Source organism: Acinetobacter sp. YH12116 (genome assembly GCF_013418895.1).
In the GTDB taxonomy this organism is placed as follows: domain Bacteria; phylum Pseudomonadota; class Gammaproteobacteria; order Pseudomonadales; family Moraxellaceae; genus Acinetobacter; species Acinetobacter indicus.
Map to the genome: position 1 here is coordinate 102742 of NZ_VPBE01000002.1, position 20460 is coordinate 123201.

A 20460-nucleotide genomic window follows, 5' to 3' on the forward strand; every position below is an offset into this window, starting at 1 on the left:
ACAGAAAAAATTTAAATTAAATACTTTGGAGTTTGATGATGTTGGATTCTAAAAAGCCACGTTATGAACGTATTTTGCTGAAGCTTTCAGGCGAGGCACTGGCGGGTAACAAGGATATGGGGATTGATGCCCAAATCCTTGATCAGATGTCTTTGGCAATTGCGCACCTAGTCGGTCTGGGTGTGCAAGTGGGTATCGTGGTTGGTGGCGGTAACCTGTACCGTGGCAGCCAGTTACAAAAAGACGGTCTGGTCGGTCGTGTGACTGGTGACCAGATGGGTATGCTGGCGACTGTGATGAACGGTCTGGCCATGCGTGATGCTTTAGTACGCCGTAACATTAAAACACGTCTGCTTTCAGCACTGCCAATTGGTACCGTTGTAGAATCTTATTCAAGCCGTGATGCAATTCGCCACTTAACTCAAGGTGAAGTGTGCGTATTCGTTGCCGGTACAGGTAACCCGTTCTTTACCACAGATACGGCAGCCTGCTTGCGTGGTATTGAAATTGAAGCCAATCTGATTCTGAAAGCCACCAAGGTAGATGGCGTTTATAACAAAGATCCTAGCAAATACGAAGATGCGGTGAAATATGACACCCTGACGTTCGATCAGGTGTTAGATGAAAAGCTCGGCGTGATGGATTTAACCGCAATCTGCTTATGCCGTGACCACAATGTACCGTTACAGGTATTCGATATGAATAAAGCCGGTGCTTTACTTTCAGTGGTTATGGGTGAAAAAGAAGGAACTCACGTTACGAACTAATGTACGTGGGCCTGAAAGCTCTTTATACTACACGCTATTTTAGTAATTACATCTTTAAGAATTAAGTAAGGAAGATCATATGATTAACGATCTTAAAAAAGACAGCGAACAGCGTATGCAAAAGACTTTGGAGTCTTTGGAGCAAGGTTTTGCCAAAGTTCGTACCGGCCGTGCCCATCCATCAATCTTAAACGGTGTGATGGTTCCTTACTATGGCTCAGATGTGCCGTTAAACCAGGTGGCGAACGTGGGTGTTGAAGATTCACGTACTCTAATCGTACAGCCATTTGAACGTACCATGGTGTCTGCAATTGACAAGGCGATTCGTGAGTCTGACCTCGGTCTGAACCCGATTACCGCTGATTCGATTCGTGTGCCGCTACCAGCTTTAACCGAAGAAACCCGTAAAGACATGCAGAAAGTTGCGCGTTCTGAAGCGGAAAATGCCAAAGTGGCGATTCGTAACATCCGTCGTGACGTCTTGGGCGATATCAAAGCATTGTTGAAAGAAAAAGAAATTTCTGAAGATGATGAACGTCGTGCAGGTGATGATATCCAGAAAATCACCGACAAATATGTTGCTGAAGTCGACAAGCGTTTGGCTGCTAAAGAAGCTGAGTTGATGAAGGTCTAATTGTCGATGACCACATCTGAAGACTGTCAGACGCTTCCAAAACATGTTGCCATCATCATGGATGGCAACAACCGTTTTGCCAAGAAAAATCAATTGCAAAAAGGCGACGGTCACCGTGAAGGTAAAAATATTCTAGATCCGATTGTTGACTATTGTCGCAGCAAACACATTCAGGCACTCACCGTTTTTGCATTTTCAAGTGAAAACTGGAATCGTCCGCAATATGAAGTTGATTTACTCATGCAATTGCTGGAAGACACGATTCATGAGCAAATGCCGCGCATGGAAAAATACCAGATTGCCTTGCGTTTTATTGGTGATCGCAGCCGTTTATCCCCACATCTACGTGACTTGATGTTGCATGCTGAACAAAGGACTGCTAAGTTCAGTAGCATGACTTTAACCATTGCCATCAGTTATGGTGGCATGTGGGATATGGCAGAAGCAGCCAAACAGATTGCGGCTGATGTGCTGGCCAATAAAGTCGCGCTGGAACAGATTGATAGCACGCTGTTCGGTCAATATGTGTGCCTGGGCGATTTACCGCCTGTGGACCTGTTGATTCGTACGGGTGGTGATTATCGGCTGTCCAATTTCTTGCTTTGGCAGGCCGCGTATGCCGAACTGTACTTTACTCCGACCTTGTGGCCAGAGTTTAGTGTGGAAGAGCTGGATGATGCGTTTCATGTGTTTGCAGGACGCGAACGTCGCTTTGGAAAAACTTCAGAGCAAATCCAACAAGAGAAACTTGAGAATTAATACATGTTAGAGCGGATAATTACCGCATTGGTATTGGTCGCTGTGGTGCTGAGCTGTATGTTTGCAACTCAGTCCCATTATCCAATGTTTGTGCTGATGATTTTTGCAGCAGGGGTTGCGGGCTATGAGTGGTTCAAACTCATGCCAAGAACAACAAAATATGTCATCAAGCCCATGGCTTGGGGTTATGGTCTGGTGACCGCCGCTCTTTCCGCGCTTGCTTTATATTTTAGTGATATTGCGTTATTGCTGTGGTCAGCCTCGATTTTAACCTGGCTGCTCAGCCTGTATTGGGTGAAATCCTATCCTGAATATGATGGCTGGTACAATCCAAGCCTGAACTTTATTGGCTTTGTGCTCATTTCTGCCGCCGTGACTGCCATTTATGTGGTCTGGACCCATTCACCGTGGTGGCTGATGTATCTGTTCCTGCTGGTTTGGGGTGCAGATTCTGGCGCTTATTTTGTCGGACGCAAGTTTGGTAAAAAGAAACTGGCACCACATGTCAGTCCAAACAAATCGGTGGAAGGTTTATATGGTGGCGTGTTTACCGCCATCCTGATTGTGCTGTTTGTAGAAATTGTCTATCTGGACTTAAGCCTGACCCAACATATTTTATTCCTGATTCTGTCCATGATAACCGTGTTTAGTTCGGTACTGGGCGATCTGTTTGAATCCATGATCAAACGCCGTGCCGGAATTAAAGACTCTGGTCGTATTCTGCCAGGACATGGTGGAGTGCTGGACCGCATTGACTCCTTGCTCGCAGCGGCTCCAATCTTTGCTGCAAGCATGTATGTACTGAAACTTATTGGCGTAGATTTATAGATGTTACAAGCTGTTTGTATATTGGGTGTTACAGGTTCAATTGGTCAAAGCACCTTAAAAATACTGCAACAACATCCTGAAAAATATTCGGTATATGCCGTAACGGCTCACAGTCGTATTGCTGAGCTGGTTGAAATATGCAAACAGTTTCATCCCAAAGTGGCCGTGGTACCTGCTGCACAGGTCGATTCCTTAAGACAGCTGTTACAGCAGGCCAATCTTGCCGATATTGAAATCCTCTGTGATGAAGCTGGTTTAATAGCTGTGGCTTCACATCCTGAAGTGGATGTGGTGATGGCGGCAATTGTTGGTGCCGCAGGTTTAATGCCAACGTTGGCCGCAGTGCAGGCCGGTAAGCGCGTGCTACTGGCCAATAAAGAAGCTCTGGTGATGTCCGGTGACCTGATGATGCAGGCAGCGCGTGATCATGGCGCTTTATTATTGCCGGTCGATTCCGAACACAATGCAATTTTCCAGTGCCTGCCGCAAAACTATTTTGAGGTCGAGCGTAATGGTCAACCAAAACTGGGTGTGCAGCAGATTCTGCTGACCGCATCGGGTGGGCCATTTTTAAATCATAGTCTGGAACAGTTACACAGTGTGACCCCGGCGCAAGCCTGTAAACATCCCAATTGGTCTATGGGTCAAAAAATTTCCGTCGATTCCGCCACCCTGATGAACAAGGGTCTGGAGCTGATTGAAGCCTGCCATTTGTTCGCAGTAAAAGAACAATTTGTTACAGTGGTGGTGCATCCACAGAGTATTATTCACTCCATGGTTCAATATGTCGATGGAACAACTTTGGCGCAAATGGGTAATCCGGATATGTGTACGCCAATTGCGCATGCGTTGGCTTGGCCGGAACGTCTGCAGACGCATGTTCCGCCGCTGGATTTATTTATCCATTCACAGCTGAATTTTCAGGCACCGGACACCACGCGTTTCCCGGCCTTAAAGCTGGCGCGTCAGGCCATGCAGGCAGGTGGTATTGCACCGACCTTGCTAAATGCGGCCAATGAAATTGCAGTGGCATCTTTCTTGCAAAACCAGCTTGGGTTTACCCAGATTCCAGAAATTGTTGAACAGACCCTGAATCATCTGGCCAATCGCGCCGCAGATTCAATTGAAACCATTCTTCAGGCAGACCAGAATGCCCGTGCTTTTGCACAGCAGTGTGTGATTCAGACAGGAAGCTAAGACATGAGTGCCTTATTTATTATTGTTGCGGCCATTCTTTTGTTGGGGCCGTTAATTGCAATTCATGAATTTGGGCACTACTTTGTTGCACGCAAACTGGGGGTCAAAGTCCTGGTTTATTCTATTGGTTTTGGCCCGACAGTGCTGAAATGGACCTCGAAGAAATCCGGTATTCAATATCAGCTCTCGGCTTTGCCTTTGGGCGGCTATGTCAAAATGCTGGATGAACGTGAGGGCAATGTGGCAGAAGAAGATCTGCCTTTTGCTTTTAACCGTCAGCATCCGTGGAAACGGATCGCGATTGTCGCGGCAGGTCCTTTAATTAATCTGGTTTTTGCGATTGTACTGTTCTGGATTCTGTTTTTACCGTCTCAGGAACAGCTGAATACCCGTGTTGGGAAAGTCTTGCCACAAACGCCTGCGGCTGAAGTGAATATGCAGCCGGGTGACCGGATTACCGCAGTCGATGGTACCCAGGTTAGCACCTGGGAAAAACTGAATTTTGCTTTGGTCGATCGTGCCGGTGAAACAGGCACCATTCATATTCAGGCCAACCGTGATGGCCAGCTCCAAAACTTTCAATTACCGATTCAAGATTTCTTGAAAGATCAATCTCAGTCACCGCTTGAGGTACTGGGTTTCACGCCATATCGTCCGAATATTCCAGCGGTGGTCAGCAAACTGAGTGAAGATGGTGCGGCCATTCGTCAAGGGATGAAAGAAGGTGACCAGATTTTGGCGATTGACGGTGTTGTCATGAAAGACTGGTACGATGTGGTACAAGTGGTACAGGCATCGCCAGAGAAATTATTAAAGATTGATGTGTTGCGCCAAGATCAGCGGGTACAGCTGGAAATTATGCCGCAGGCCAAACGCGACAATATGGGCAACACCACCGGTATGTTAGGTGTACAAAGTGACCCTGGAAAAATAACAATTCCTGAAGAATATAAACAAACCATTCAATATAGTCCTACAGAAGCCTTAATGATGGCGGTCGATAAAACCGGTCAAATCTCCTCGATGATTTTGAACTCCATCGTCAAAATGGTGCGTGGTCTGATTGGTTTAGATAACCTATCTGGCCCGATTACCATTGCCAAGGTGGCAGGACAAAGCGCTGAAATGGGCTGGCAAACTTTTATTTCGTTTATGGCCCTAATGAGTGTAAGCTTGGGTATTCTAAATTTACTGCCAATTCCAATGCTGGATGGTGGACATTTGGTTTATTATTTTATAGAACTAATTCGTGGTAAACCTGTTTCTGAACAAATACAATTAGTTGGTTTAAAAATTGGTATGGTATTGCTCGGTAGCATGATGCTTCTGGCATTATTTAATGATTTTATGCGTTTATAACAACGTGGATAGGCAATAAATTTAACATTGGAAAAGACTGGCATGCAGCACACACATTTATTTATGCCTCTGGCACTGGTTAGTGCTATGGCAGCAGTACAACAAGTATATGCAGCAGATGAATTTATCGTAAGAGATATACAAATTGACGGACTTGTTCGTTTAACGCCAGCCAATGTTTATGGAATGATTCCTGTAAATAGTGGTGATCGTGTCAACGATGCCACCATTGCAAATGCAATTCGCAGCCTGTATGCCACAGGTTTATTCGATGATATTAAAGCTGCCCAGCAAGGCGATACCTTGGTATTTCAGGTGGTGGAACGTCCGATCATTTCGAAAGTCGAATTTAAAGGCAATAAATTAATTCCAAAAGAAGCCCTTGAAGAAGGCTTAAAGAAAATGGGCGTGGCTGAAGGTGAAGTGCTGAAAAAGTCTGCTTTGCAAACACTAGAATCGGAACTTGAACAGCAATACATGCAGCAAGGCCGTTATGATGCCGATGTCAAAGTCATTACCACAGCACGTCCGAATAACCGCGTCGACCTGACCATCGAGTTTATTGAAGGTAAAGCGGCCAAAGTTTTTGATATTAATATCATTGGCAATACCGTCTTTAAAGACAGCGAAATTAAACAGGCCTTTGCAGTCAAAGAAAGTGGCTGGGCTTCTGTGATTTCACGTAATGACCGTTATGCGCGTGAGAAAATGGCAGCAAGCTTGGAAGCTTTACGTGCGCTGTATTTAAACCGTGGTTATATCAACTTTAATATCAATAACTCCAGCCTGAACTTAAGTGAAGACAAGCAGCACATCTTCATTGAAGTGTCGATTGATGAAGGCGAACAGTTCAAATTTGGTCAAACCAAATTCTTGGGTGATGCTTTATATGCACCAGAAGAATTAAAAGCGCTGCAAATCTATAAAGATGGTGAAACCTATTCGCAAGAAAAGGTCAATGCGGTTAAGCAGCTGCTGCTTCGCAAGTATGGTAATGCCGGTTATTACTATGCAGAAGTGAATGTGGTGCCACAAATTAATGAAGAAACCAAACAGGTTGATCTGAACTATTACATCAACCCGGGTCAGCAAGTCACAGTACGCCGCATTAACTTCAGTGGTAACACCAAAACTGCCGATGAAGTGCTACGTCGTGAAATGCGCCAGATGGAAGGTGCATTGGCCAGTAACGAAAAAATTGATCTGTCTAAAGTCCGTTTAGAACGTACTGGTTTCTTTAAAACCGTGGATATTAAACCGGTGCGTGTTCCGAATGTACCGGATCAGGTTGATCTTAACGTTGCGGTGGAAGAACAGCATTCAGGTACCAGTACCTTGGCGGTGGGTTTCTCGCAAAGTGGCGGTGTAACTTTCCAGGCCGGTTTAAGCCAGACCAACTTCCTGGGTACCGGTAATGCCGTGTCGATTGACTTGTCGCGTTCTGAAACACAGGACTACTATAACCTAAGCGTAACCGATCCGTACTTTACCATTGATGGTGTGCGTCGCGGTTATAATATGTACTACCGTAAAACCAAACTGGATGATGACTATAACGTTAACAACTATGTGACCGACAGTTTTGGTGGCGGAATTAACTTTGGTTATCCAATTGATGAAAACCAGAGCATTAGTGCGGGCTTAAATATTGATAATACTGAAGTGACAACTGGTCCTTATGTATCGACTTATGTGGCAGATTATTTAGAAAGCCATGGTGGTCGAGAAACACAAAGAGGCGATCATTGTCCAGCAAATATCAATGCAGATGGGGAGTGTGTGGATGAAAATGGAACTCTAGTTCAAACCATCCCATATGGTCGAGAGTTTAAGGGTGACTTCCTGACTTATAACCTAAATTTAGGTTGGTCATATAATACCCTTAACCGTCCGATTTTCCCAACAATGGGGATGTCGCATCGGGTGAATGCAGAAATTGCTTTACCGGGCAGTGATGTGGAATATCAAAAAGTTACCTATGATGCACAGGCCTATTATCCGCTGGGCAAAGATTTTGTGCTGCGTGGCTATGGTAAGGTGGGTTATGGTAATGACTTACCATTCTATAAGAACTTCTATGCCGGTGGTTATGGTTCGGTACGTGGTTATGACAACAGTACCTTAGGACCAAAATATCCAGGTGTTTATTTCTCTGATATTGGAAAGACTGATCCATCTCCAGAAGAAGTGGGTGGTAATGCTTTAGTACAGTTTGGTACTGAACTGGCTTTGCCGGTACCATTTAAAGGGGACTGGGCACGTCAGGTTCGTCCGGTGATTTTTGCTGAAGGTGCACAAGTATTCGATACTCAATGTAATGTTTCTAATAACGATATTTTCGTAAATGGGGATTCAGTAAGTAGTAAACAGTACTGTGAAGATAACTTTGGCTTTGACTTTGGCAATATGCGTTATAGCGTCGGTGTAGGCTTTACCTGGATTACCATGATTGGCCCATTGTCCTTAAGTTATGCATATCCGCTGAATGAAAAACCAGGTGATGAAACCAAGAATATCCAGTTTGAAATTGGCCGTACGTTCTAAGTACGGTCTGTTCATGGATGCTTGAAATAGGGATAGATCAAGATGAAGAAGATACAACTGGCTGTTTTAGGTTTTACACTGTCCTGTGCCGCAGCGGCACAGGCGGCAGGTTATGGTGTGGTCAGCTTAGAGCGTGTGGTTGAAAGCAGCAGCTATTTAAAACAGCAAAATAGTGCATTGCAACAATCGCTTAAACCTCAAACCACTAAACTTGAACAGCTGGGTAAAGAGCTGGAAACATTACAGCAACGTGCTCAGCAGTCAGCAAATTTATCTGAAGCCGATAAACAGAAATTATCGGCGCAGTATCAGGCCAAGTTAAAAGAATTTAATACTTTACAGCAAGGTTTGCAGACCAAAGTGCAGGCTGATCTGCAAAAAATGAATGACAATTTTGAGCAGCGTATCAAGCAGGCAGCAGAACAATTGCGTAAAGAAAATAATTTAGATGTGGTTTTGAACAAAAACTCAGCACTTGCCTATGACCCTAAGTATGATTTAACTGATAAAATGATTCAAAAGGTTAATGCAATCAAGTAATCAATGAGTTATCAACATTATCGCTTAGAAGAACTTGCTCGTCTGGTCCAGGGCGAGCTGGTCGGTCAGGCCGATTTAGGTCTCCAGGGTTTAGCGAGCTTGGAGCTTGCTGAACCGCAGCACATTGCTTTTGTCAATGCTGACAAGTATGTGGAGCAGGCAAAAGTGTCTAAAGCGGGTGCTTTAATTGTCACGCCCGAGTTACAGCAGCAGCTTGATACGCATCAGAACTTTATTGTGGTGGCAAATCCCTATTTGGCGTTTGCAATTTTAACCCATGTCTTTGAGCGTAAGCACACTCAAACCGGTATTGAAAGTACCGCACAAATTCATCCCTCAGCGATCATTTCCGAAAGTGCTTATATTGGCCATTATGTGGTGGTGGGTGAAAATTGTGTGGTGGGTGATAAAACCATTATCCAATCGCATAGCAAAATTGATGATTTTGTTGAAATTGGTAAAGAATGTTTTATTGATTCGCATGTCACCATCACTGGTGAAGCCAAAATTGCTGACCGGGTCCGCATTCATGCCAATACCGTGATCGGGAGTGAAGGCTTTGGTTTTGCTCCGTATCAGGGCAAATGGCACCGCATTGTACAGTTAGGTTCAGTACAGATTGGTAATGATGTACGAATTGGTTCGAATTGTAGTATTGACCGTGGTGCGCTGGATGACACCATTTTGGAACATGGTGTCATAATTGATAACCTTGTGCAAATCGCGCATAACGTGAAAGTGGGGGCCAATACTGCTATCGCTGCAAAATGCGGTATTGCCGGCAGTACCATCATTGGCAAAAACTGTATTCTGGCAGGCGCATGTGGGGTCTCTGGTCATCTTTCTATTGCCGACAATGTGACTTTAACCGGAATGTCAATGGTCACAAAGAGTATTTCTGAACCAGGAACCTATTCTTCGGGCACCGGTGCATTACCAAATGCGCAATGGAAACGCGCGGTGATTCGCTTCAGACAATTAGCAGATGTGCCATTGACCCAATTGCAGAAAAGACTCGATCATATGCAGACTCAAATTGAGTCCCTTGAATCAACTTTAAAATTGCGTAAATAATTATGATGACTGAGTCGAATACCCCAACATTTACGAAACCTGAATTGCCAATGCATATTCAAACCATCCGTGAATATTTGCCACATCGTTATCCATTCTTATTGGTAGATCGAATCGTTGATGTAACTGACAACGGGATTGTGGGTTATAAGAACGTTTCGATTAATGAAGAGTTTTTACAAGGACATTTCCCTGAATATCCAATTATGCCAGGGGTGTTGATTGTAGAAGCGCTGGCACAGGTTTCAGGCGTGCTTGGCTTTATTATGAATAATCAGAAACCGACTGCGGGTGCATTATTCCTATTTGCCGGTGCCGAAAAAGTTAGATTTAAAAAACAAGTGGTTGCAGGCGACCAACTTGTATTAAAATCAGAATTAGTAATGCAGAAACGTGGTATTTACAAATATAATTGTATCGCCACGGTCGATGGCATTGTTGCAGCAACCGCGGAAATTATGATTTCGCATCAGAAAACAGAGCAAGCATGAGCAATAACCCCCTCATTCACCCCACCGCTATAATTGACTCCTCTGCAGTCATTGCGCCTGATGTGCAAATTGGACCTTATAGTATTATTGGTCCGAATGTCAGCATTGGTGCGGGTACAAAGCTGCATTCACACGTGGTGGTGGGTGGCTATACCCGTATTGGTGAGCATAATGAGATTTTCCAGTTCGCAAGTGTCGGCGAAGTCTGTCAGGACCTGAAATATCAGGGTGAAGAAACTTGGCTGGAAATTGGTGACTATAACCTGATTCGTGAACATTCCAGCTTGCATCGCGGGACGGTTCAGGACAAAGGCATCACTAAAATTGGTAGCCACAACCTGTTGATGGTCAATACACATATTGCACATGATTGTATCGTGGGTGATCACAATATTTTTGCTAATAATGTTGGTGTCGCAGGGCACGTGCATGTCGGTGATTATGTGGTGGTGGGTGGAAACTCGGGTATTCATCAGTTCTGTAAAATTGACTCTTACAGCATGATTGGCGGCGCATCTTTAATTCTGAAAGATGTACCGGCCTATGTGATGGTTTCGGGTAATCCTGCGCATGCTTTTGCTATGAATATTGAAGGTATGCGTCGTAAAGGCTGGTCGAAAAATGTGATTCAAGGATTACGGGACGCCTTTAAACTGATTTACAAATCAGGATTAACCACTGAAGAAGCCATTCAGAAAATCCGTGCAGAGATTCTGCCAGAAGTGCCAGAAGCACAGCGTTTAATTGATTCACTAGAACAGTCTAAACGCGGGATTGTACGCTAACACGCTGTTTGAAGCTGATTCAAAAAACTGCTCCAATTGGGGCAGTTTTTTTATATCCAGATTTTGAGGTTTCTTGAACATCAGATACAAATTTCTACTCGTGCTTGGCCCGGATTTTGCTCATATTCAAGCTATACAATAAAAATTATTGCGGGAGAGCGGCACTTGGTGCTCGCCGAAGGAGCAACGACCCCGGAAACTCTCAGGCAAAAGGACCGTAATAATTCAAAAATCTGGAGAGAAGCACGCGCAGTGCTCACCGAAGGGGATGGTTGGGCTGAACATCAGTTCAATCGAAGCTCTCAGGTACCCTGACAGATGGGGCATCACGTCTGGAACAGCTGTTCCAAGGAGCGTTTTATGCCGCATGTTGTTGTCATTGGTGCAGGAATTACCGGGGTCACTTCAGCCTATGAGCTGATGCGTTTGGGCTATCAAGTCACGGTGATTGACCGGCATTTATACCCGGCGATGGAAACATCGTATGCCAATGGTGGCCAGTTATCAGCCAGTAATGCAGAAGTCTGGAATCAGAAAGCCACTGTACTGAAAGGCCTGAAATGGATGTCGCAAAAGTCGGCGCCGCTCTTATTAAATCCTGCATTTGATCTGCATAAGTATGGCTGGCTGATCGAGTTCTTAAGCAATATTCGCCATTATGAACACAATACCCAGGAAACAGTGCGCCTGGCACTTCTGGCACGCAAACGTTTATTTGAAATTGCAGAACAGGAACAGATTGATTTCAATTTGGAAAAACGTGGAATTTTGCATTTTTATCATAATAAAGCGGATTTTGACTTTGCAATTCGGGTCAATGATTTGCTCTGTCAGGGCGGGCTGGAGCGTTATCAGGTCAGTCTGGATGAAATCCGCCAGATTGAACCAAGTTTAACCGGACAGTATTATGCGGGTTTTTATTGCCCGGGAGATGCCACCGGCGATATTCATAAATTCACGGTGGGGCTGGCTCAAGTCACCATGCAGCAGGGTGTACGTTATATTTTTGGCCGGGATGTTCAGGATATTGAGCTAAACGCCCAGCAGGTACAGCTGAGTTATCGGCCAGCCATTGAAGATCCTCTGGCAGATCAGCCGATGGTAGAAACCTTACATGCCGATGCCGTGCTGATTTGCGGCGGTGTGAGTAGTTATCAATTGGCGCGACAGGTAGGTGATCGGGTCAATATTTATCCGGTCAAAGGCTATTCCATTACCGTCAATTTACAGGATGAGCAGAGCCAGAAGCAGGCGCCTTGGGTCAGTCTGCTAGATGAAAGTGCCAAAATTGTGACCTCTCGTTTAGGCGCAGATCGGCTGCGGATTGCCGGAACAGCCGAATTTAATGGCTATAACCGCGATATTCGCCATGACCGGATTCAGCCACTGGTGCGCTGGGTACAGCGGAATTTTGATATTTCAACTGAAAGCGTGGTGCCGTGGGCAGGTTTACGCCCGATGATGCCAAATATGATGCCGGTGATTCGGCAGGGCCAGCATCCACGGGTATTTTATAATACCGGCCATGGGCATCTGGGCTGGACCTTATCTGCGGCGACAGCACTGATGATTAGTCAGGAAATTGCGCAGCATTATCCGGTGACCGGGTAATGAGAACATTCAGTTGAGCTCTGTTTTAAAGTAACAGGGCTTTAGGAGAGATGCTGATCATCTGCCGGGTTCTGGCAAAATAAATTCATCAAAATAACGCAAATCGCTGTCAATTCAATGAGCTATTTGGCTTATACTCAGGCTTTAAATAAAATATTTTCGTTTTAAGATTTTGAACTGCCATTAAAAAATGGATTGAGATGCTGCCCTCCTGGGCAGACCGCGATATGTATGGATAAACGATGGCAAATATAATTCTGGTTGCGCTATTTCCTTTAATCTTTCTGATTGCGTTGGGCTATGTACTCAAGCGCTTTAGGTTTCTGGAAGATAAATTCTGGCACGGTGCAGAAAAGCTCAACTACTATCTACTATTCCCGGTGATGCTGTTTTTGGGCTTGGCGCATGCTGAAATTCAGGCCAGTGAGATTCGCCACATGATGCTGGGAGCAGGTCTGACCCTGCTGATTGCGGTTTGTTTGTTATATATTTTAAAGGCGCTGTATGGCACTGCAGCGGCGCGTTTCGGTGTGTATATGCAAGGGATGGTGCGTTTTAATACCTATATCGGCTTAGCACTGTCGGCGTCTTTGTTTTATCAGCAAGGTATGGCGCTGTTTGCTATTCTGCTGGTGTTTTGCATTCCTCTGGTCAATGTGCTTTCGGTTTTGGCTCTGACCAATTCAGAAGGGATGCGCTTGCAATCCATCCTGTTATCATTGTTGAAAAATCCCTTAATTTTAGGCTGTATTGCAGGCGGGGTGTTTAATCTGCTGAATTTACGCTTATGGATTGGCTTTGAAAATTATTTAAAACAGATTGCCATTTCCAGTTTGCCATTGGGCTTGATGTGTATTGGTGCAGCATTACAGTTTCAGGGGCTGCGTAAAGATCTGCGGACCTTGTTATTAAACACTTTTGGACGCTTGCTGTTGATGCCGATGATTGCGTTGGCGACCTGTCTGGCATTGAATCTGCCGGCCCTACATACCCAGATTCTGGTGATGTTTTTTGCCTTACCGACGGCCTCATCGGCTTATATTCTGACCAAAGTTTTGGGGGGAGATAGCCAGCTGATGGCCAGTGTGATTAGCCTGCAGACTGTGTGTGCGGCGTTCAGTTTGCCATTGATTTTGTGGTGGGTGATGTAAAGCGCTGTCAGGTTTTAATCATACAGACGATAAATACCGCTAAAACGCTCGCAGCCTTTTTGTTCAGTACGCACGGCTAAATAAGCCTTCTGGAAGTCGAGCTGGTAATTGCAGTCATGTTCATTATCAATAATATGCTGCTTTTGCTGCGGTGAGGTATAGGCCAGTAAGGAAATGGTTTGGGTGTCTAGCTTGTTGTTTGGACTGCGATAGGCCACACCTTCAATTTTAATACTGTCTTTATTTAGTTGATGAATCTGCAAATGTACCGGCTGCTTGGCCAGTTGTCCCTGTTCAAATTTCAGATAATGCTGGGTCATGCTCTGGTTCATCGAGCTAAAGAAATTTAACTGATCCAGACGCGCTTCAAACTGCTGTTTAAAACACTCGGTCGTTTTACACTGCTGCGCACGTTTAAACCAGAGCTGATGGGTATCTTGCAGAATACGCAGCGGGGCATCAGTCACCAGAAAAGCCGTCAGAAACTGATCATTGAGCTGCTCACGAATCTCCTGTAAATCGGCATGGCAGATTTTATTGAAAGCAGGCGTGTTGGCCTGCTCGCAATTGATTTTCTGTGCATGCGACAGCGGGGTGCCCGCGGCGCCCAAAAACAACAGGGTTCCAATGATTTTTATAAGATTCATCTCGGTTTTCAACAGCATGATCGCTTATACTTTCATTAGCTTGCGTAAGCTAACTATAGCGAAAGAGAAACTGTGAATACAAGATTTCAATCGTTTATTTCTGAAGGAGTTGAATATGGTTGCACAAATACGAATTGGGCAGGGAATAGACGTACATGCCTTTGAAGAAGGCGATTTTGTGACATTGGCCGGGGTTAAAATTCCACATACCCATGCTCTGAAAGCCCACTCAGATGGGGATGTGATTTTGCATGCACTGTGCGATGCCTTATTGGGTGCATTGGCACTGGGCGATATTGGGCAGCATTTTCCCGACACCGATCCTGAATTTAAGGGCGCTGACAGTAGGGTGTTGCTGAAATATGTTTATCAGCTGATTTTAGACCGCGGTTATTTGCTGAATAATGCCGACATTACCGTGGCCTGTGAACGCCCGAAACTGGCCAAGCACAATCTGGAAATGCGCCAGAGTATTGCTGATGTGCTGGATGTGGATGTGACTCAAATCAGCATTAAAGCCACCACCACGGAAAAATTAGGCTTTACCGGACGTCAGGAAGGAATTCTGGCTACAGCTACGGTGTTAATTTGTCACGCAAAGTGATCGGTTTTCATTAAGGAAATTTGCAGTTCCTGGGTTGCTTTACGGCCCTGAAGTTGTAAGGCAACAGCGTGAATCAGACCGGTCCAGGTTTCATTCGGTTCCCAGATCTGGTGCAACATTTCTTGCGCGGTTGGCATGTCCATATTCATATAATACTGACGATACAAATACATCAGGCTGCTGACATGCTGATTGGTGCCGCAGTGTAGCCAGACCATCTGATCCTGTACCAGATGATCAATCAGGTCTAAAACCAGCAGACACTGGGCGTCAGATGGGGTTTCCCAAGAAATCGGTAATTGTACATAGTTCAGGCCCAGTTCCAGACAGATTTTATCTTCATTGGCTAGATGCTGCTCGGCATCACTCAGTGCGACATTAACCACAGTGGTAATGCCATATTCTTTAATCTGACGTAACTGTTCCGCATTCGGCTGGCCGGATGTGTACAGGTGTTCATGCACAAACTGAAAGTGATCAATTTGGCTTAAAGCGGTTTCAATTTCATTCATCAGATAAAATTTCCTGCAACTGAAATGGAAACGCCATCTTGACGATGGCGTTTTTGAGTCAGTTTTAGCGGCTGGCTAAAACCTCTTTCAATGCTTCATGCATCTCAAGCAGGGATTTTTCAGTGGTTTCCCAGTCGATGCATCCATCGGTAACAGACTTACCATACTCCAAATCGCAAAGATTTGCAGGAATATCTTGACGACCGCCTTTCAAATGACTTTCGACCATAATCCCGACAATTGATTTATTGCCATCTAAAATCTGTTCGGTGATGTTTTTTAAGACCAGTGGTTGCAGGTACGGGTCTTTGTTGGAGTTGGCATGACTGGTGTCAATCATGATTTTGGTGCTGACTTTGGCTTTAATTAGCGCTGCTTCTGCATCGGCGACTGAACCGGCATCATAGTTTGGCTTGCCATTACCACCACGCAATACCACGTGCGCATAGTTGTTACCGCTGGTACGAATTACCGACACCTGACCATGTTCGTTCAGCCCCAGGAAGCTGTGACCATGTTTTACAGACTGCATTGCGTTGGTCGCAACAGTTAAGCCGCCATCGGTACCATTTTTAAAGCCAACCGGTGAAGACAGGCCAGAAGACATTTCACGGTGAGTCTGACTTTCTGTGGTACGCGCACCAATCGCTGACCAGGAAATCAGATCCTGATAATACTGTGGAGAGTTCGGGTCCAGTGCTTCAGTGGCACAAGGCAGACCTTTTTCATTCAGTTCCAGCAGCAGTTTACGGCCAATACGCAGACCTTTTTCAATATTGAAAGAGTCATTCATGTCCGGGTCGTTAATCAGACCTTTCCAGCCCACGGTCGTACGCGGTTTTTCAAAGTACACCCGCATTACGATGTATAAGGTATCTTTTACTTTTTCGCTCAGCACTTTCAGGCGGTCTGCATAATCATGTGCTGCCACAGGATCATGAATCGAGCAAGGCCCAATGACCACAAACAGACGTTTGTCTTTACCATCAAGAATATTGCGGATGGTTTCACGACCTTTCAGTACGGTGTGATAAGCAGAGTCAGTCAGTGGAAGTTCTGCTTTGAGTTCAGCAGGGGTCACAAGTGGCTGGATGCTTTTAATATTCACATCATCGATATCTGAAGGTGTAATAGGGTTAGACTGTAAAGTGTTCATTGCCGTCACTGGTTTAATCGTATACAAGATTGTTTAATAGCCTGAATATAACACGAATATAGCAGCCTATTGTTATAAAAAAGATCAATAGATTACTGAAAAAAAAGTGATGAATCGCAGAGATAAATTAAACTGGCGATGTTTTTTCAGCGCTCACCACCATCGCCGCTTCAACTGGTTGTGCCGGTTTGGATTTGACCGGGTTCAGCATAAAGTTCACCCCAAGCGCGAACAGGGTAATGCCCAGCACTTTACGGATAATTTTTTCAGGCAGGCGTGAGCTGACTAAAGTACCGACCACAATTGCCGGAATAGAACCGACCAGTAACCACATCAGCAGTTCAAAATCGACATTGCCCGAGGTCATGTGCCCCATACCGGCGACAAAGGTCAGTAAGACTGCGTGGACCACATCGGAGCCGATAATGCGGATCATTGGCAAGTTCGGGAACATTAGCACCAGCGCCATAATGCCGAAGGCACCTGCACCCACCGAAGATAGGGTGACGAACACACCCAGGACAATTCCCATCACCACAATCATCGCGCGCTTGTTGGTGGCCTTCAGGTCGACCTTTTCCAGGTCTTGAGTCATATCTGGCAATTCATGTTTGCGATATTTGTTGAAAAATTTTTCAATCTGGCTGCGGAAAATAATAGATATGCCGGTTAGGGTCAGCATAAAGCCCAAGACCATGGTCAGCACAGCTTTATAATGCGTGGACTGGCTTAAATAGTTGTCGAGTACCCAATGCGTTGCAAAAGACGCCGGGATACTGCCGACAGACAGCCAGATGACAATTGGCCAGACGATATTCATTTTTTTGGCATGGACCAGTGAACCACAGAATTTGGAAATTGCGGCATAGAGCAGATCGGTACCAATGGCAATGTGCGGTTCAATCTTAAACAGGCTGATTAAAATCGGGGTCATTAACGAACCACCGCCTACACCGGTCACACCTACACAGAAGCCAACCAAAACACCTGCCAAAATAAACTCAACTGCACCAAACATGGGGATATGCCATACATCAAAAAACGTGCTTATCTTATGACTTTCGGATATAAGTCGTTGGCATGATTAATGATTTGCTTATTCTAAAAAATGCTAAAGATGAGAAAAAGATCAACATTTATAGTGAAACAGCGTGGAGTAGATCTATCTGAAATCTGCTGGATTTAAAGCTGAAAAAAAGGGGATTTTTTAGTAAAAAGATCAGGATGTGCAGGGCCGAATAGACGGATTTTGTGATGACAGCGCAGCAAAATGGAAAGATAAAAAGATTAAAAATAGCAGGAAATTTCACTTTAAAATTATTATTTGTGTATTCAGTATCATTACATAGGGATGACATGTGTTGGGGTTTTGGATTTTATTTGATCAATCTTTCAGCATGATAAAAAGCAGTTAATGGTCATGAAACTGCAAGTCAGGTGGAATAGAGTGAAATAAAGCGGTGAAAGCGTAATAAATGAATGAGCCCAGCACAGCATCATCAATCAAACCTGATAGTCATGCTGTATAAAAACAAAGCAGTTAAAATATAGAAAAACCTGAATTTTTTCTCGGCTCAGAACAAACAGTCGTTACAGTCACTTCAAGCAGAATATGTTAAAATTCCACGCAGCAATTGAAGGAGCAAGGTCTTGCAAAAACGAAAACTGAAAATAGGCATTGTGGTGGGAGAAGTTTCTGGGGATACCTTGGGTGCCAGACTGATCCGCCGTTTTCGTGAGCAAGGCATTGAGGCTGAATTTGAAGGTATTGGCGGCCCGCAAATGATTGCTGAAGGCTTTAAAAGCTATTATCCGATGGATATTTTGTCGGTCATGGGCATTGTTGAAGTCTTAAAAGACATTAAAAAGCTGTTTGCCGTGCGTGATGGATTGGTTGAACAGTGGGTCAAGGAGCCGGTCGATGTTTTTATTGGGATTGATGCGCCGGACTTTAACCTGCGTTTATCGAAAAGCCTGAAGCAGAAAAGTCCAAGCATTAAAACCGTGCAGTATGTTAGTCCTTCGGTCTGGGCGTGGCGTCAGGGTCGTGTTCATGGCATTAAAGCCAATATTGATCTGGTGCTGTGTTTATTTCCATTTGAAAAAGCCTTTTATCAAAAATGGCAGGTTCCGGCTGCCTTTGTCGGGCATCCATTAGCGAGTCAGTTGCCTGTCGATAATAATCTGGCCGATGCCAAACTGGAACTGGGGCTGGAAGCTTCGCAAAAGCATATTGCCTTATTGCCCGGTAGTCGTCGTGGTGAAATTGAGCGTTTAGGGCCATTGGTTCTGGCAGCCGCTGAAATTCTGGCTGCGAAATATCCAAACTATCACTTCTTAATTCCCGCCATTAACGATGCGCGTAAACAGCAGATTGAAAGTTTATTACAGCATTGTGCTGCTGATCTGAGATCACGGGTTAGTCTGCTGGAAAATACCGATACAGAATCAAAAATTGGCCGTCAGGTCATGAATGCAGCGGATATTGTTGCGCTGGCTTCAGGTACTGCAACGTTGGAAGCGATGTTATTGCATCGTCCAATGGTGACTTTTTATAAGCTCAACCGGATTACCTACTGGATTGCCAAACTGCTGGTTAAAATTCCGTATTACTCGCTACCGAATATTATTGCCGGCAAAAAAGTCATTGAAGAGCTGATTCAAGAAGAGGCTACACCAGAGCGTCTGGCGCATGAAATTGAAAAGCTGATGCATATCGAAGCTGCACAAATTCAGGTGATGCAACATCGTACCATGCATAAACAGCTGCTATCCGGCAATTGTGAAGACCCGGTAGCGGCGATTCTGGCTATTTTATAAGAGCCTGCTGAAACTGCTGCCGGTACTGGCTTGGGGTCAGGGCAAACTGTTTTTTAAAAGTCTGGCTAAAGGCGGTTTCAGAAGAATAGCCAACTTTATAGGCAATTTGCTGGATTGAGAGCTGGCCATGACGTAAATATTGAGCCGCCAGTCTTAAGCGATGCTGCTGCAAATAGGCCAGTGGCGATTCGCCAACAATCTGGGCAAACAGATTGGCAAATTTTGAGCGCGACATGCAGCATTGTTCGGCTAGGGTTTCGACGGTCCAGCTTTTTTCCGGTTGTCCATGAATGGCGGTTAAAGCATTGGACAGTTCCGGATGGGTCAGGGCACTGAGCCAGTTATTAGAATCATTCAGCTGGGCAATATAATCACGCACACATTCAATAAATAAAATACTGATCAGATGATCAAGAATTTTATCGCGGCCGGGCCGGATCTGATGGCTTTCTACTGCCAGAAACTGTAAGCCAATTTGCAACCATTCCGGGGCGGTGCTGCTCATAATATGATGAATATGCATATAGTCCGGCAAGGCATTTAACAGCGGCTTGGCCATAATGCTGTCCATTGTGCCGTGCATGGCTAAAATAAATGATTTTTCACCGGATGCTTCACCAAACTCGATGGTCTGCTGGCGTTTCTGCTGAAACAGGTCACTAATATCCAGGGCATCTAGCCACTCCAGTTGCGTGCTACTTTTGCCAACATGGCTACCGCCGGAAGGAATCAGCACAATATCACCGGCCTGCGCATAGACCTGACGCTGGGTCGATAATTCCAGATATAATTCACCACTTAGTACCACATAGGCAATAATGGCGCTGTGATCCTGATATTGAAATGCCCAGTTTCCCTGTGGATTCAAATAGATAAATTCAGATTTGTTGAGATGAATATCATCAAAAATTTTACTTAAAGCATCCATACCGGGTTGATATCTTCTTATTTCGAGCTTAGCTATTTGGTCATTAAGCCTGA

20 protein-coding genes and 1 riboswitch are annotated in these 20460 nt (G+C 44.9%); of the genes, 15 read left to right on the top strand and 5 right to left on the bottom strand.

Annotation, left to right across the window (positions count from 1 at the left end):
• The first annotated feature begins 38 nt into the window (after nt 1-38).
• The 13 genes from pyrH (at nt 39) to FTU54_RS01920 (ending at nt 13740) form a co-directional block, all read left to right on the top strand.
• Complete coding sequence (gene pyrH / locus FTU54_RS01860; protein WP_005177594.1) at nt 39-767, top strand: UMP kinase; 729 nt, start codon at nt 39-41, stop codon at nt 765-767.
• 79 nt (nt 768-846) lie between these two features.
• Complete coding sequence (gene frr, locus FTU54_RS01865) at nt 847-1401, top strand: ribosome recycling factor (protein WP_005177597.1); 555 nt, start codon at nt 847-849, stop codon at nt 1399-1401.
• A 6-nt stretch (nt 1402-1407) separates the two neighbouring features.
• On the top strand, nt 1408-2160 hold the full coding sequence (gene uppS / locus FTU54_RS01870) for a polyprenyl diphosphate synthase (RefSeq protein WP_005177599.1): 753 nt from the start codon (nt 1408-1410) through the stop codon (nt 2158-2160).
• Between the two features lie 3 nt (nt 2161-2163).
• Nucleotides 2164-2988, top strand: coding sequence for a phosphatidate cytidylyltransferase (locus tag FTU54_RS01875; RefSeq protein WP_016658203.1), 825 nt, complete (start codon nt 2164-2166; stop codon nt 2986-2988).
• Nucleotides 2989-4185: a 1-deoxy-D-xylulose-5-phosphate reductoisomerase gene (gene ispC, locus FTU54_RS01880; RefSeq protein WP_005177604.1), complete on the top strand. Its 1197-nt coding sequence runs from the start codon at nt 2989-2991 to the stop codon at nt 4183-4185. It begins immediately after the preceding gene.
• A gap of 3 nt (nt 4186-4188) precedes the next feature.
• Nucleotides 4189-5544 carry an RIP metalloprotease RseP gene (gene rseP / locus FTU54_RS01885; RefSeq protein WP_075168194.1) on the top strand — a complete coding sequence of 452 codons (1356 nt, stop codon included), beginning with the start codon at nt 4189-4191 and terminating at the stop codon, nt 5542-5544.
• A 42-nt stretch (nt 5545-5586) separates the two neighbouring features.
• A complete protein-coding gene (gene bamA, locus FTU54_RS01890; RefSeq protein WP_180045884.1) occupies nt 5587-8088 on the top strand; it encodes an outer membrane protein assembly factor BamA in 2502 nt (833 codons plus the stop codon).
• Between the two features lie 42 nt (nt 8089-8130).
• A complete protein-coding gene (locus tag FTU54_RS01895; RefSeq protein ID WP_180045882.1) occupies nt 8131-8628 on the top strand; it encodes an OmpH family outer membrane protein in 498 nt (165 codons plus the stop codon).
• Nucleotides 8629-8631: 3 nt separating this feature from the next.
• Nucleotides 8632-9702, top strand: a complete 1071-nt coding sequence (gene lpxD, locus FTU54_RS01900; protein ID WP_180045880.1) for a UDP-3-O-(3-hydroxymyristoyl)glucosamine N-acyltransferase — start codon at nt 8632-8634, stop codon at nt 9700-9702.
• A 5-nt stretch (nt 9703-9707) separates the two neighbouring features.
• Nucleotides 9708-10193, top strand: coding sequence for a 3-hydroxyacyl-ACP dehydratase FabZ (fabZ, locus tag FTU54_RS01905; protein WP_087662207.1), 486 nt, complete (start codon nt 9708-9710; stop codon nt 10191-10193).
• The gene (gene lpxA / locus FTU54_RS01910; RefSeq protein WP_016658197.1) at nt 10190-10978 is read left to right on the top strand and encodes an acyl-ACP--UDP-N-acetylglucosamine O-acyltransferase; all 789 of its coding nucleotides are present in this window, start codon (nt 10190-10192) and stop codon (nt 10976-10978) included. Before fabZ ends, lpxA begins: the two co-directional genes overlap by 4 nt.
• Before the next feature lie 141 nt (nt 10979-11119).
• Nucleotides 11120-11206: riboswitch (glycine riboswitch) on the top strand.
• 132 nt (nt 11207-11338) lie between these two features.
• Nucleotides 11339-12589, top strand: coding sequence for a D-amino acid dehydrogenase (locus FTU54_RS01915; RefSeq protein ID WP_180045878.1), 1251 nt, complete (start codon nt 11339-11341; stop codon nt 12587-12589).
• A 242-nt stretch (nt 12590-12831) separates the two neighbouring features.
• On the top strand, nt 12832-13740 hold the full coding sequence (locus FTU54_RS01920; protein WP_104488970.1) for an AEC family transporter: 909 nt from the start codon (nt 12832-12834) through the stop codon (nt 13738-13740).
• A gap of 14 nt (nt 13741-13754) precedes the next feature.
• Here the strand turns inward: FTU54_RS01920 and FTU54_RS01925 are convergent, their stop codons facing one another.
• On the bottom strand, nt 13755-14405 hold the full coding sequence (locus FTU54_RS01925; protein WP_005177627.1) for a hypothetical protein: 651 nt from the start codon (nt 14403-14405) through the stop codon (nt 13755-13757).
• 97 nt (nt 14406-14502) lie between these two features.
• Here FTU54_RS01925 and ispF point away from each other — a divergent pair, with 97 nt between their 5' ends.
• On the top strand, nt 14503-14991 hold the full coding sequence (gene ispF, locus FTU54_RS01930; protein ID WP_180045876.1) for a 2-C-methyl-D-erythritol 2,4-cyclodiphosphate synthase: 489 nt from the start codon (nt 14503-14505) through the stop codon (nt 14989-14991).
• On the opposite strand, the gene FTU54_RS01935 is transcribed toward ispF, so the two are convergent.
• From FTU54_RS01935 to FTU54_RS01945, 3 genes are all read right to left on the bottom strand, one after another.
• Nucleotides 14979-15503, bottom strand: a complete 525-nt coding sequence (locus tag FTU54_RS01935; RefSeq protein ID WP_016658194.1) for a protein tyrosine phosphatase family protein — start codon at nt 15501-15503, stop codon at nt 14979-14981. The genes ispF and FTU54_RS01935 overlap by 13 nt on opposite strands.
• A gap of 64 nt (nt 15504-15567) precedes the next feature.
• Nucleotides 15568-16659, bottom strand: coding sequence for a 3-deoxy-7-phosphoheptulonate synthase (locus FTU54_RS01940; protein WP_005177632.1), 1092 nt, complete (start codon nt 16657-16659; stop codon nt 15568-15570).
• A 127-nt stretch (nt 16660-16786) separates the two neighbouring features.
• Complete coding sequence (locus FTU54_RS01945; protein ID WP_016658193.1) at nt 16787-17677, bottom strand: sulfite exporter TauE/SafE family protein; 891 nt, start codon at nt 17675-17677, stop codon at nt 16787-16789.
• Nucleotides 17678-18309: 632 nt separating this feature from the next.
• Between FTU54_RS01945 and lpxB the strand changes: the two genes are divergently transcribed.
• Nucleotides 18310-19479, top strand: coding sequence for a lipid-A-disaccharide synthase (gene lpxB / locus FTU54_RS01950; RefSeq protein ID WP_168370481.1), 1170 nt, complete (start codon nt 18310-18312; stop codon nt 19477-19479).
• On the opposite strand, the gene FTU54_RS01955 is transcribed toward lpxB, so the two are convergent.
• Nucleotides 19469-20407, bottom strand: a complete 939-nt coding sequence (locus tag FTU54_RS01955) for an AraC family transcriptional regulator (RefSeq protein WP_016658191.1) — start codon at nt 20405-20407, stop codon at nt 19469-19471. The genes lpxB and FTU54_RS01955 overlap by 11 nt on opposite strands.
• Nucleotides 20408-20460: the final 53 nt, after the last annotated feature.

Coding starts and splice junctions, on each gene's coding strand:
- pyrH (WP_005177594.1), top strand. CDS start 39: ATGTTGGATTCTAAAAAGCCACGTTATGAACGTATTTTGCTGAAGCTT.
- frr (WP_005177597.1), top strand. CDS start 847: ATGATTAACGATCTTAAAAAAGACAGCGAACAGCGTATGCAAAAGACT.
- uppS (WP_005177599.1), top strand. CDS start 1,408: ATGACCACATCTGAAGACTGTCAGACGCTTCCAAAACATGTTGCCATC.
- FTU54_RS01875 (WP_016658203.1), top strand. CDS start 2,164: ATGTTAGAGCGGATAATTACCGCATTGGTATTGGTCGCTGTGGTGCTG.
- ispC (WP_005177604.1), top strand. CDS start 2,989: ATGTTACAAGCTGTTTGTATATTGGGTGTTACAGGTTCAATTGGTCAA.
- rseP (WP_075168194.1), top strand. CDS start 4,189: ATGAGTGCCTTATTTATTATTGTTGCGGCCATTCTTTTGTTGGGGCCG.
- bamA (WP_180045884.1), top strand. CDS start 5,587: ATGCAGCACACACATTTATTTATGCCTCTGGCACTGGTTAGTGCTATG.
- FTU54_RS01895 (WP_180045882.1), top strand. CDS start 8,131: ATGAAGAAGATACAACTGGCTGTTTTAGGTTTTACACTGTCCTGTGCC.
- lpxD (WP_180045880.1), top strand. CDS start 8,632: ATGAGTTATCAACATTATCGCTTAGAAGAACTTGCTCGTCTGGTCCAG.
- fabZ (WP_087662207.1), top strand. CDS start 9,708: ATGACTGAGTCGAATACCCCAACATTTACGAAACCTGAATTGCCAATG.
- lpxA (WP_016658197.1), top strand. CDS start 10,190: ATGAGCAATAACCCCCTCATTCACCCCACCGCTATAATTGACTCCTCT.
- FTU54_RS01915 (WP_180045878.1), top strand. CDS start 11,339: ATGCCGCATGTTGTTGTCATTGGTGCAGGAATTACCGGGGTCACTTCA.
- FTU54_RS01920 (WP_104488970.1), top strand. CDS start 12,832: ATGGCAAATATAATTCTGGTTGCGCTATTTCCTTTAATCTTTCTGATT.
- FTU54_RS01925 (WP_005177627.1), bottom strand. CDS start 14,405: ATGCTGTTGAAAACCGAGATGAATCTTATAAAAATCATTGGAACCCTG.
- ispF (WP_180045876.1), top strand. CDS start 14,503: ATGGTTGCACAAATACGAATTGGGCAGGGAATAGACGTACATGCCTTT.
- FTU54_RS01935 (WP_016658194.1), bottom strand. CDS start 15,503: ATGAATGAAATTGAAACCGCTTTAAGCCAAATTGATCACTTTCAGTTT.
- FTU54_RS01940 (WP_005177632.1), bottom strand. CDS start 16,659: ATGAACACTTTACAGTCTAACCCTATTACACCTTCAGATATCGATGAT.
- FTU54_RS01945 (WP_016658193.1), bottom strand. CDS start 17,677: ATGTTTGGTGCAGTTGAGTTTATTTTGGCAGGTGTTTTGGTTGGCTTC.
- FTU54_RS01955 (WP_016658191.1), bottom strand. CDS start 20,407: ATGGATGCTTTAAGTAAAATTTTTGATGATATTCATCTCAACAAATCT.